The following is a 13080-nucleotide window of genomic DNA, read 5'->3' on the forward strand; positions in this document are numbered from 1 at the left end:
TTTACAGCCACCTGTTGGCATCGAATGATTCCAGTGCCTCGGACATGTCTTGAACAGCTTGGACGATTCTTTTCGGGTCTTGGCTGTCTATAACAGATTGAAATCTGGCTATTAATTCGCTCAGCTCAGCACGCTCCTGATCCAAGCTATTTTCATAAATACTTTCTGCACGCCACATCACTTCTTTGACCGCTTCGTTGTCTCTTGGATGCACCTTCAGTAATGACAGTTTTTTCTTTGAGGCTGCAACCTGCTCTGGGCTTAACTCTTGGGGTGAATTGTTGATCAATAAGTTAGCTGTTTCGCCAGTGGAACCCACTACAGCATCTACTTCTAATATGCCATTGATGTCATAGCTGATGCGTAAATCTACGCTTTCTTCACCTGCTTTGGCTTTGGGCACCGCTAATTCAAACTCTCCTAATTTGATGTTGTTCTTTACCAAGCGACTTTCTCCTTGGTAAATTTCCATCTTAAGCTTTGTTTGGTTGTCTTGTGCTGTGACATAGGACTGAACTCGACTGGCTGGCACCACCGTATTGCGTTCAATGATTGGCGAATACAACAAACTGTCATCATACACACTGTTTCCTATAACGCCAGTTCCCAAGGTGTAAGGGCACACATCTGTCAGCACCACATCTTTTAAGTCTTTGTCTTTGCCCTTGAGCGCCCCTTGAATGGCCGCGCCATGTGCAATAGTCAAGTCTGGGTCTATGTCCGTTCGTGGCATTTTTTTGAATATGCGTGTGACCAAGGTTCTTAAAAATGACAAACGGCTGGAACCACCTACCAATATCACTTCATCAATTTCAGCAGGAGGAAGCTGTGCGTCTTTCAAGCAAAGCTCTATCGCTTTGATGATTTTTTTGACCAATGGCTGACAAGCCCTTTCAAATATTTCTGCTGTGATGCTGATGTCACTTTTTACTTTTTTGATGAAAGGTTCAATGACAGATTGTTTGTTGATTTCTTTTTTGAACAATTCCATGCGAGCATAAACAGCTTGTCTGTCTTCAGCATTGAGTTTATTTAATTTAATTTTGGATTTTTCACAATAAATATCGACCAAAATTTGTAGAAAATCCTCTCCTCCCAAATGGTTATCACCACCTGAGGCTTTGACTTCCAGTATGTCATCAAAATATTCCATGATTGACACGTCAAATGTGCCCCCACCCAAATCAATAATCATGAAATCTGTGTACTCAGGTTTATTTTGTAATCCGTATGCAATGGCAGCAGCAGTCGGTTCATTGATTAGCTTCTCTACTTTAAGGTCTATCATTTCAGCCGCCTGTATCGTGGCTTTTCTTTGTATGCCATTAAAATAAGCAGGCACCGAAATCACCGCTTCAGAGACTTTCTCTCCTGTGTGTGCTTCTGCATCAGCAACCAGTTTTTGTAATACCAATGAGGACAGCTCTACTGGAGAATATTTTTTACCATGTATCTTATAAACTTTCTCTGTTCCCATGTATCGCTTAAAGTGAGCCACTGTTTCTTCTGGATATAAAGCCGCTCGGGTTCTGGCTGATTTTCCTACATGTATGGTGCCATCTTTTTCAAAACTGACACAAGATGGGGTCAGTTTTTCATTGAAGCTGTTGGGAATGATGTTTACTTCTTGTTCTGAGTAGGCGGCGCAAACTGAGTTTGTTGTCCCTAAATCGATACCTAATATCATTTTTTATTTATTGTGTTTATAAAAGCAACCCGTTATATCAAAAAAAATATATATTTTCAGTAAGAGATTATTATACCTGAGCGCAAGATTGTGCTTGAAAATTGAAACACATCCTAACATTCGTTTCAATAACGAAAACTCATGTGCTTTTTTGATGTAAGTTACTGAAGGCTGACTAATCAGCCACAAACAATACCAAATAATCAGCAAAATATACCGAAAATAGCATTTCTAAGACAAAAGCGATTGCATGAGAAAATATTTTCTACAAATACTAAAGCCACTTTGAACAATTTATATTATGTTTCATAAAAAACCCCACAATTCTGTAGGGTCTTTTGTTTCTTGTCTAAAACCAAAAAACTTTGTTTATTTTTTATTGTGTTCAACAACAACGTCTGTATAGATGCCGCCACGAACATTAAACTTCATGGTCAACTTCATCCAACGTGGATCAGTGGCTGCCACTAAATGGTCAATGATTTCATTGGTAACGGCTTCATGAAATGCACCACGTTCACGGAAAGTCCACATGTACATTTTCAAAGATTTCAGCTCGACACATTTCTCATCAGGCGTGTACTCTAACTTCAAAGTAGCAAAATCAGGCTGGCCTGTTTTAGGGCACAAACATGTGAACTCTGGTATATCAATAATGATGGTATAATCCCTTTCAGCGTTTGGATTAGGGAATACTTCTAAGTCTGAACTTGGTTGTGTGCTCATGTTAATTCTCGTGCATTAAATCAAGGCGGCAAGATAACCAATTCATAATAAAATAGCAAGAATAAGTGCTAGAATTAGTACCAAAAAGAGTGGAAGCATAAGCGAAAGGACAATCCATGCGATTATCTAAAATAAAAATAGCCGGATTCAAATCATTTGTAGACCCGACAGAAGTACTGTTACCCAGCAACCTGATTGGCGTGGTAGGCCCCAATGGTTGTGGTAAATCCAACATCATTGATGCCGTGCGTTGGGTAATGGGAGAGACCTCTGCCAAGATGCTGCGAGGCGCCTCTATGACCGATGTCATTTTCACAGGTTCTGCCTCAAGAAAGCCTGTCAGCCTAGCGACTGTAGAATTACTTTTTGATAATTCAGATGGACAAATTCAAGGTGAATTCGCCACCTACAATGAAATATCAGTCAAAAGGCAAGTGAACCGAGATTCACAATCCTTTTACTACCTCAACGGCAACAAATGCCGCAAAAAAGACATTGTTGATCTGTTCCTTGGCACAGGCCTTGGCCCAAGAAGTTATTCAATCATTGAACAAGGTATGATTTCGCAAATTGTGGAATCCAAAGCCGAAGATTTGCGCGGTTACATTGAAGAAGCGGCCGGTGTTTCTAAATACCGAGACCGCAGACGCGAAACCGAGCGTCGCATCAAACGCACAAGAGAAAATTTAGAGCGATTAGATGATTTGCGCACCGAAGTTGGCAAACACATTCAACACTTACAAAGACAAGCCAAGAACGCCGAGCGTTATAAAAAACTGAAAGAACAATACAAAGTAATTCGCGCTGAAGTGTTGGCGCTTCGCTGGCACCAATGGAATCAACAAGCCGAAGGCAGTGAGGCACAAGTCAATCAACTCAAAACCGCTTTGGAACAAGCCCGCTCTGGACAAACAGATGGTGAGAAAAACATAGAAGCCCAACGTGCCGCTCACCAAGCTTTGGTCGATGAAAACAACAAAGTGCAAGAACGCTTGTACCATATCAACAGTGAAATCGGCAAAATTGAGCAAGCCATCGCGCATTCTAAAGCCTTGTCTGAACGCCACAAATTAGACTTGGAACAAACGGAACACGGTATCAGCCGTGCGCAAGAACAAATTGAAACCGACCAGGCTCAATTTGAAGAACAGCAAATGGCGATTGAAAACCTGACACCTGAAATCGAAGCATTGGAAATGCAGTTAGAAGAAATTCAGGCGATTCATGAAGAAAGCGAGTCAGGCCAAGAACAGTGGCGTACCCAATGGGATGAAAACGCACAAGCACTGAATGAAAAAAACCGCACCATCGAAGTGGAACGCACCAAAATTCAATCGTTAGAGCAACAAGTCATGCGTTCTTCCGAACGCCTTCAAATGCTGCTGCCCATAGACGGTGAAAGCGAAGATGTGGCATTGCATGCTGATTTGGAGCACCTACAAGAACAAAACGAACTGCAACAGGCCAAACACGAAAGCTTGGAAGAAGCCTTGATTGAAGCCAAAGAAGCACAGCAACAACTAGACCAACAAGGTCAATTATTACGCCAAACCATTGACCAATGCCAAGAACAATTACACCAAAACAAAGGTCGACGTGGCTCCTTATTAGCCCTACAACAAGCCGCACAAGCCAAAGACAATCCCGCATTGAAACAATGGTTGGCGGACAACCCCAAACTACAATCAGAGCGGTTGTCTGATTTGATCAAAGTTGAAGCCGGCTGGGAATTGGCTGTCGAGACGGTGTTACAAGATCGGCTTCAGGCTTTTGTCACCGATCAGCAAGATTGGCAAACGGTGATGAAAGATTGGACCTTTGGTGCTGCAACCACTGTTCAAAACAGCCAAGGTCACTTAGCCGCCAATAAAGGTACTTTATCAGAATGTGTCAAAGCACCTGATGCGGTATTAGATTGGTTCAACAGCATCAAAATATGTCCCGATTTGAGTCAGGCCCAAAGTTTAGTCAACGGTTTGGCCGCTGGCGAATCTGTGGTGACAGCCGACGGCCACTGGTTAAGCCAACACTGGTTGCACATCAACCAAGGTGGTTCAGAAGACAGTTTCTTGTTACGCCAAAAGGCATTAAAACAACTGGACCAAAACATTGAAACTGATGAAGTCAGTCTACAACAAGCGCAACAAGACAATGAACTGGTCAAAGCCAACAAGGTCACTCAGCAAGGGCAAATTGAACAACTGCAACTAGACGTCAACATGTCGCACCGTAAGCTTTCTGAGTTGAATGGTTTAATCCTTAATAAACAACAAATGATCGAGCAGTTGAAAAAACAAGCCGCTCAAAAGGACGAGGAAAGCAATCAAGTCAGAAAAGCGTTAGCAAACGATGAAGCGGCGATCAAAACATCACGCGCTTTGTTAGAGCAGGCAATGAATGACTTGGTCGCGGTTGAAACCAACAAATTAGAACTACAACAACAGCAACAAGGCATCCAAGGGCAATACCAACAAAGTAAGTCGCAGTTGAATGACATTTCAACCCGTTATTATCAACAAAAAATAGGCCTGGCTGCCCACCAGAATAAAGCCCAAGCACTGCAACAAGGCATGACCCGTACACAAGATAATCTGGCACAATTAACTGCGAGGAAAGACCAATTGTTACAGCAAATGAGTCAAGATTTGGATCCGATGTCTGGTAAACAAAATGATTTAGAACAGTTGATTGCGGACCGCATATCTACAGAAAAAATACGCGATGAAAAACGCCAAACAGTGCAGCAGTCTCAATCTGAATTGGATCAATTGGAACGTGCACGCTCAGCACACCAGAGCCAAATTGATCAAGCCCGCAGCGCCTTGGAGCAAGCCAATTTAACGGCGCAATCTAATAAAATGAAAGCCACAGGTTTTTATGAACAACTGAAAGACCAAGGCTTCCACGCCGCCCAAATGGTTGAAGACATGGAAGAAGCGGGACAGTTGAGTCAGAATCTGGATCAACAAGTGGCTGACAAAGAAGAACAGGTGGAGCGCTTAAACCGAGGCATCGTTCGCTTAGAACCTGTTAACCTCGCCGCGATTGAAGAGTTTGAAGAAGAGTCCAAACGGAAAGCCTATTTAGATGAACAAAACAGCGACTTAGAAGCCGCTTTAGGTACGCTTGAAGATGCCATAGCTCGCATCGACAAAGACACCCGTACCTTATTCAAGGAAACTTTTGAAACCGTCAACAACAACATCAAAGAAATCTTCCCTCGCCTGTTTGGTGGCGGCCATGCTTATTTAGAGTTAACGGGTAATGACTTGCTCACTACCGGTGTCACCATCATGGCCAGACCGCCGGGTAAACGTGTTTCAAGTATCCAGTTGTTGTCAGGTGGTGAAAAAGCTTTAACTGCTGTATCACTGGTGTTCGCCATCTTCAACCTGAATCCTGCACCTTTTTGTATGCTGGACGAGGTTGATGCACCATTGGATGATGCCAATGTCAGCCGCTTTTCAGCCATGGTCGCTGAAATGTCTGAAAAAGTGCAGTTCTTGTTTGTCACCCACAACAAGGTGACGATGGAAATCGCCAATCAATTGATGGGCGTTACCATGCGGGAAGCTGGTGTTTCTCGACTGGTATCGGTAGATCTAGCAGAAGCTGAAGAAATGGCACTTCAATAATTAATGACACACAAGGCATGATGACAATATCAACGGACAGCCAGTCATGATGCGCCGTTGTTCTGTATGTGCCTCGCCCGCACCAAATGCATTGTGCCAAGCTTGTCGCACTTTGTTGGTCAAACCAGATTTCAGTTGCCTAAACTGTGGCAAGCCCTTGCCCAATGATGACAGCGACACTTGTGGCGAATGCCGCACTTCTCAACCTGCATTTGATGCGGTGATTTACGCCAGCCTTTACCAATACCCTATCGATCACTGGGTACATCAGTTGAAGTTTGGTGGACAATTAACTGCCGCTCAAATCATGGCAGAAGCTTTGATTCCATACCTTGAGTCAACAGACGTAAACACACCAATTATTCCAATGCCTTTACACCCCTCCCGCCTCAGGATTCGGGGTTATAACCAAGCGGCAATCATCGCCAAAATCATTGCAGAAAAACAAAACCGTCGCTTATTACAAAACGCCTTAATTCGAACCAAAGCAACAAAAATGCAAGCCGAATTGCGTGAAAAACAAAGGCAAGCAAATGTTGCAGGAGCCTTTAAATGCCCAGAAAAACTCAACCACGAAACCGTGTTACTGATCGATGATGTACTCACCACCGGACAAACATTAAGGTCGGCAGCAAAAACACTCAAAAAAGCAGGAGTAAAAACCGTGATAGCCGCCGTATTTTCACGATCCAAGGGATAACGGCAATTACAAAAGCAAATTCTCTCGCAATCAGCTACAATAAATAACACTTCAATTTTTTGGGTGTGTTTATGAAATTTAAATTATTTGCCAGTTTCTTTGGTTGTCTTTTATCAGGTCTCTTATTTGCACAAGAAATTTACGGTGTTTTTGGCTTACCCAATCCCAATATTGGACAACGACAAATCGGCACCATAAACCAATCAACCGGTGATATTTCACTTTTAGGCAACAACAACTCTGTTGACGCTGGCACACTGGCCATGACCACTGGCGCGACTGCATTGAATGTAGCAGCAAACCTGTCTTATTTTGTTGCCCGAAATGCAGCCAACGAAGACCGGATATACACCGTAGATTTAACCAACGGTACAACAACAGCCAATCCACTGCTGACGGCAGGTTACACAACCAGCAACAACTGGGGTGTTTGGTATGATGAACCCAATGGCGTGTTATATGGTTTGTTTGATCGCGGGGTGAACATCGAAATCGCCACCATCGATCCAACAACCGGTACAGTTACACCCCACCACGCCACGCTAGAAGCTTCAGGTATGGCATTAGGCAGTGGTTTAATGAGTGGTGATTCAACAAACAATAGAATTTTCGTTCTGATTGAAGCCAGCCTTTATGTGATCGACACACAAAATACCGATACGCACTATGCGTTGCTGTTCGAAGATTTTTGGGAAGAATATACAGTCAGTGATTTTTTTGGATTGGAATGGGATACCGGCAATGAAGCATTGTGGCTGGTTTATAACCCGGGTGGCGGCGCAAGAAAACTCACTGGATTCACTGAAATTGAAGATGGCGGTGAACCTGGGCAAATAGCAGACATTGAACTTGAATTTGGTGACCCCATCACCACCAGCTCTGGTTTATCCGCGATGGACAGTCAGTCTGGACAATTCCTGTTTATTGGTAGACCCAATGGCGGAACTTGGAGTTTATTTTCCGTAGATACCGCAACAGAAGGCTATACCATCACTGACATAGAAGATACAGCCACCGTACAAACCAATGGTTACCAAGGTATAGAAGTGTTACCTGGACCCGAATTGAGCTTAACCAAATCAGATGGTGGCATAACGGCAGTCCCAGGCGGCAACATTTCTTACACATTGAATTACAGCAACGCACCTGGTACTGGTGCCACTTCCGGATTGACTTTAACTGAAACGGTACCTGTTGATACGGTATTTTTACCTGGAAGCAGTACCGCAGGCTGGAATTGTGTGCCAGGTAACACGGCAGGCAGCAGCTGTACGTTGACACCGGCTGAACTGGGACCAGGTGGTAATGCACAAGCCACTTTTGTTGTTCAAGTTTTAGATTATGTGTCAGCAGCAACAACCACCATAGACAATCAAGCCAGTATCACAGCCAATAACACAGGGGATACTATACAAAGCGGCACCATGACGGCAGTGAACGCAACAGCTGTTTTGTCCTTATCAAAAACTGACAATGACATTTTAATTACTGCACCCGGTGACAACATTGTTTACCAATTAAGTTTAAGCAATACTGGCAACCAAGTCACTGATGCAGCAGTCATCACAGAAACCGTTCCAAACTTGACCACCTTCAATGCGGGCTTGAGTCATGCTTCATGGGTATGCGCTGATGTGACTGCTGGTTCAGAGTGTACCTTGGATGTTGGCAGCTTATCAGGCACGGCATTTGAAGCTGATTTTACAGTCACGGTCATTCCTTCCGTTCCAGCAGGAACCACTGAAGTCAGTAATATTGCCTCTGCTATTGCCAACAATGCCGCACAAACCTTGGCCAATGACACAACACCAGTCACGTCATTAGCATCACTGACAATCACTAAATCTGATGGCGGTCAATCGGTCGAACCTGGGCAGTCTGTTGTTTATGTTTTGAATTATGCCAACATAGGCAACCAAGATGCTGCCAACACAACCATCAATGACACCATATTAGCCCAAACAAGTTTTGATCCGGATAACAGCAGCCCAGGTTGGGTGTGCGTGTTTGGTGCTTGTGTTTATAACATTGGAACATTAGGCGGTGGCGAAAATGGAACGGTAAATTTTGCTTTGCGATTAAACAATCCTGTAGATGAAGTCATCACAGAACTTGATAACACAGCCAAAATATTTGCTGACAATGCCACATTGGTTGATGCCAATGACACCACACCCATCATTGCCGACGCCCTACTTCGTCTGGTTAAAACTGATGGTGGCATCACCGCTGGATTAGATAGAATCATCAATTACACCTTGATATATTTTAATGACGGTAACAGAAATGCTGTAGGAGTTGAACTGACAGAAACGGTGCCAGACCACACCACTTTCCAACCAACAAGTAGCACACCTGGCTGGACATGCTTACCTGACAATCAGGCAGGATCAGATTGCACACTGTCACTGAGTGATTTGAATGGCAGTGCAAAAGGTACGGCTTTCTTTGCGGTTAAAACTGATGCACAAATATCAGCCCCCATAACAGAATTAAGTAATGTGGCCACTTTAAATGCCAGTAATGCGCCCTTTCCTGATTCTGACTCAGTTGATACACCAATTGATATAAACAAACCCAGAATGACAGCTGTAAAAGACGGCATATCAGACACCAACATAAGCCAATGCAATCAGTATGATTTAAGCACCAATCAATTGGTCGCTTCATTTTTGGATGACCAAGGCAACTTGCAAGGACTTGATGACTACAACAATTACTACTTAGTCAATACAGGTCCAGATTTTGATGTACAAACATTATCTTGTGGCATTGTACAAGGTGATGACAGTGAAGTAGTCATTTCTCAACTCACCGTATCAGATAGCAGCAACGCACCTGAAGTGACTATTGATTTGGCAGAAACGTTAACCCCTGGCGTCTATGCCCTACTCTTTTGCGATGGCATCACCGATGTGGCCAGCAACCCGCTACATTTCGCTAACAGTTTTTACTGGGACAATGACCACTTGGTATTTCCATTTCGCATAGAACACGGGAATTTATTTGAAAATGCTTATCTTGATGAATGTGGCCCGATTGGCATTTCTCCACCACCATGGGAATGGCAACCAGAAGTTGATGGGCAATCTTGGATCAATGAATCAACAGACACAGATCGCCATGACTCCTTTATTTCACGCAGCGTCGAAGTCATAAGCCCCAACGGCTCTGAAGTCGGCGCATCACAATGTCAAGCAGTCAACAGTGGTTGGCCATATCGCGTGGGTGCTTCTTTGCTGGGTGATTTGATGCAAATGGAAGATGGTGAAATCAGCATCCAATGTCATTCTTCATCGCAAGCAGATTGCAGTGACGTGCTATCAACTGATGAAGTATCACTGATGCAATCATCCGCGCCTGGTCAATGGCTGGCCTATGAGACCATCATTTGGACAGATCAAGCAGCTGTGGCCGCACGTTGCAGCATCACCCTCAGTAATTCGACAGAAGCAGCTATGGGCCACCTTGATGAATTCAAATGGCAAGATGCTGACTTGATATTTGCCGATGGGTTCGAAAGCCCTTAAATAATTTAAGCCATAAAAAAGGGCGGACCATAAATAATGAGCCGCCCTTTTAAATTTCAAACAATTGTTTTATGGCACAACACCTTCATCAAAACCATCTTTAAAAATCAAATCATCTTCATGCACTGAATTCAGTTCAACCGCACCTACATCACACAATGAAACACCATCTGAATTCCCATCCCATGGACGAATAAACCCTCGCTGATCGACTCTATTTAACTCACAACTTGAACTGCCTGAATCTATGGCCAAACCGCCGAGAATTGGCAAGTGAGTCATTGAGGTGCCTCCATTATCAACCAATATTGGCTCAATGACGGTGTCAACACTTCCAGGTGGTGTAACATCAGAAAGATCAAACACATGGTTGGTACCACTGTTGCCATTTTGGCCAATGATATTATTTCTACTGACCAACAGTGGAGTGCCAGATACCACCATATTCATTTCAGCATATCCTGTTCCACCGCCTTTATCCCCAGCAGATGGAGGTGGAATCACCAATATATTTCCAGATATGATGTTATTAGACAATGTCACATTGTCAGCATCTGAGCCATAAAAGCCACCTACACTTTGGCCTTCATTTTTTGTGATTGTATTGTTAGTGATCAGTCCTTGGTTTTGTGCCATCTGTAAACCACCCAATGTAATACCCTCATTACCAGAAATGGTATTATTCTTAACAACCATGTTCATGTTCCCTGATAACTGCGCCCCTCCAATTGCTGTGCCTGAATTATTCGAAATCAGTGTTTCACTCAATCTAAAATTGGCACTCTGAAGCCCAACTAGCCCCGATGGTAAATGTGAAAATTGAGCCTCACCCATGTTATTAGAAATATTTGATTTTTCTATGCCGCTGATGTGATTTAAAACTGATAACACACCCATTGTTTGATTACCTATCACATTCGAATTAAACAATTGGATTTCACTGCCATACCATGACGCCACAGCAGCTAATCCAGTATTGGCACCAGTCACGGTTACATCATTTAAAATCAAACCATTTTCATCAGCTACTGTAAACAAGTTAAAATCTTCCAATGACGAAGTGTCTCGCTCTACCAATGAGTTGTTTCCATTTATGATCATGCCGCTTCTAACAACTGGCAATCCAGAACCAAAATAATACTGATTTTGAAGATTATAAACATCTGCCGCGACTGTATGAGTGTGTGTACTCCCTTCTGGTAATTCAATAATATCATGCCCATTGCCAGGTTGACAGCCACCCACACTGGCGTCATTGTTAGCAGAAACCATGGCGTTTTGTAATGTACATGCACCACCATTTACAATGATGGGCAAAGAATGCTCAAATGCGCCGGCATCACAGATAAAAGAGCCATTTGTATCACCATCAATACCCCTGCCTTTTCCTTCTTGATCTAAGACCAAGTTTTGGTAACATGATTTAGCCAGACCATCAATAGCAATACTGCCATGTTTTAATGGTTGAACAAATTGACCATTTGTTAAATTGAGGGGATATAAGTTGTCACTTACTGAATTGGTAAAAACAACATCTGATGCTCCCATTGGTAGGCCATACACTTTAGTTTGGCCATTATCACCGATAAAATTATGTGCATCTGTAATTACTGCGGATGCTCCGATAACATAGCCATTGGCATATTCTGGCAATGCTTCAGTTTTATTTCCTGAAATAATGGTAGCTTCTAAAGTCATCGATGCCAGGCTGGCGTTCATAGCAAAACCACCGACATAACCTGTATTGTCAGACAATGTAACATGGCTGATCAATGTTGAATAACTTGGACCGCCTTTGTTTGAAACATTACCCTTATTTAAATGCTTACTGATAGCTGGTGGCACTTGCTCCGTTATAGTTAAGCCACCTATAAAGCCTTTGTTTCCACTGATGGTGCTGTTGATTAATTTTGATTCAGAGTTAATTAACTGTATACCACCAGCAACAGGGCCTGAGCCCCCTCTTTTTAAATCTATTTTACCCTTGCTGCTTCTTTGACCCCATAAAGGCGGAATTTCTGTAAGTCGATTGTTTATCACACTACTGTTGTTCAGCTCAAACAATGAACTGTATGCAAAGATGCCAGCAGCAGTATTACTGTTATCTGCAAAATTACTTACAACAACAGAATTATTAAGGCTTGTTTGACCATACATACTGGCAACAGCACCATGGTTATCACTTAAAGTAGAATTGTTTACCTCTAAGAATCCTGCATAGTTTAAAACGCCACTTCCTATGCCTAAACCATCATCACCACCGGCCACAGTCACATCGTTCAAAATCAATGTGCTGCCTGCTGCTAACTCAAAAATTCTGAAAAGGTTTGAACCAGTGCTGCCTTGAATCGTATTACCTTGGCCGTCTATTGTGATGTGGCTGTTAATAATTGGCAAACCTACGTAAGTGCCTGGGATGGCAGTTGATGCTTCATGCTGTGAGTTAACACCGAAACTTTGTAACGGGCTATTAACAGGAGGAAGTTGTATTATGTCATCTCCATTACCTGATACACAACTGTTGACTACCGCATCAGTATTTGCTGCTTCAATCGCTTCCACCAATGAACAATCACTACCCACTTGAATTAAAGCTGATTGCCCCAAACCACTCAGTGCAAATAAGACGCTGCTGACCAGCGCTTTCCTTTTCAAATGATATTGATTTTTTATTTCTTTAGTTTTAATTTTCATGTCCCCACTCGTTTAAAGTGTTGATTATTCTACATTAAAACATTTGACTTTTCACTTCATAAATCATTGAATTTAAGATGATTTTAAAGGTACCACAGTTTAATAATG

The 13080-nt window shown here is 42.9% G+C and carries 6 protein-coding genes; 3 read left to right on the top strand and 3 right to left on the bottom strand.

The window, feature by feature from the left end; translation table 11 throughout:
• Position 1 precedes the first annotated feature (1 nt).
• Together FET73_RS03825 and queF are read right to left on the bottom strand one after the other, a co-directional pair.
• Positions 2–1687 (bottom strand): Hsp70 family protein, encoded by a 1686-nt coding sequence (locus tag FET73_RS03825; protein WP_154222578.1) that lies wholly within the window; start codon positions 1685–1687, stop codon positions 2–4.
• A 369-nt stretch (positions 1688–2056) separates the two neighbouring features.
• Positions 2057–2413, bottom strand: coding sequence for a preQ(1) synthase (queF, locus tag FET73_RS03830; RefSeq protein WP_154222579.1), 357 nt, complete (start codon positions 2411–2413; stop codon positions 2057–2059).
• Positions 2414–2529: 116 nt separating this feature from the next.
• Here queF and smc point away from each other — a divergent pair, with 116 nt between their 5' ends.
• The 3 genes from smc to FET73_RS03845 all read left to right on the top strand — a co-directional run bounded on the left by smc (position 2530) and on the right by FET73_RS03845 (position 10278).
• Positions 2530–6048, top strand: coding sequence for a chromosome segregation protein SMC (gene smc, locus FET73_RS03835; RefSeq protein WP_154222580.1), 3519 nt, complete (start codon positions 2530–2532; stop codon positions 6046–6048).
• Between the two features lie 46 nt (positions 6049–6094).
• Complete coding sequence (locus FET73_RS03840; RefSeq protein ID WP_154222581.1) at positions 6095–6748, top strand: ComFC family protein; 654 nt, start codon at positions 6095–6097, stop codon at positions 6746–6748.
• A gap of 71 nt (positions 6749–6819) precedes the next feature.
• Positions 6820–10278, top strand: a complete 3459-nt coding sequence (locus FET73_RS03845; protein ID WP_154222582.1) for a DUF11 domain-containing protein — start codon at positions 6820–6822, stop codon at positions 10276–10278.
• A 69-nt stretch (positions 10279–10347) separates the two neighbouring features.
• On the opposite strand, the gene FET73_RS03850 is transcribed toward FET73_RS03845, so the two are convergent.
• A complete protein-coding gene (locus FET73_RS03850) occupies positions 10348–12972 on the bottom strand; it encodes a right-handed parallel beta-helix repeat-containing protein (protein WP_154222583.1) in 2625 nt (874 codons plus the stop codon).
• Positions 12973–13080: the final 108 nt, after the last annotated feature.

Origin of the sequence: Marinicella rhabdoformis (genome assembly GCF_009671245.1) — a bacterium.
GTDB lineage: Bacteria > Pseudomonadota > Gammaproteobacteria > Xanthomonadales > Marinicellaceae > Marinicella > Marinicella rhabdoformis.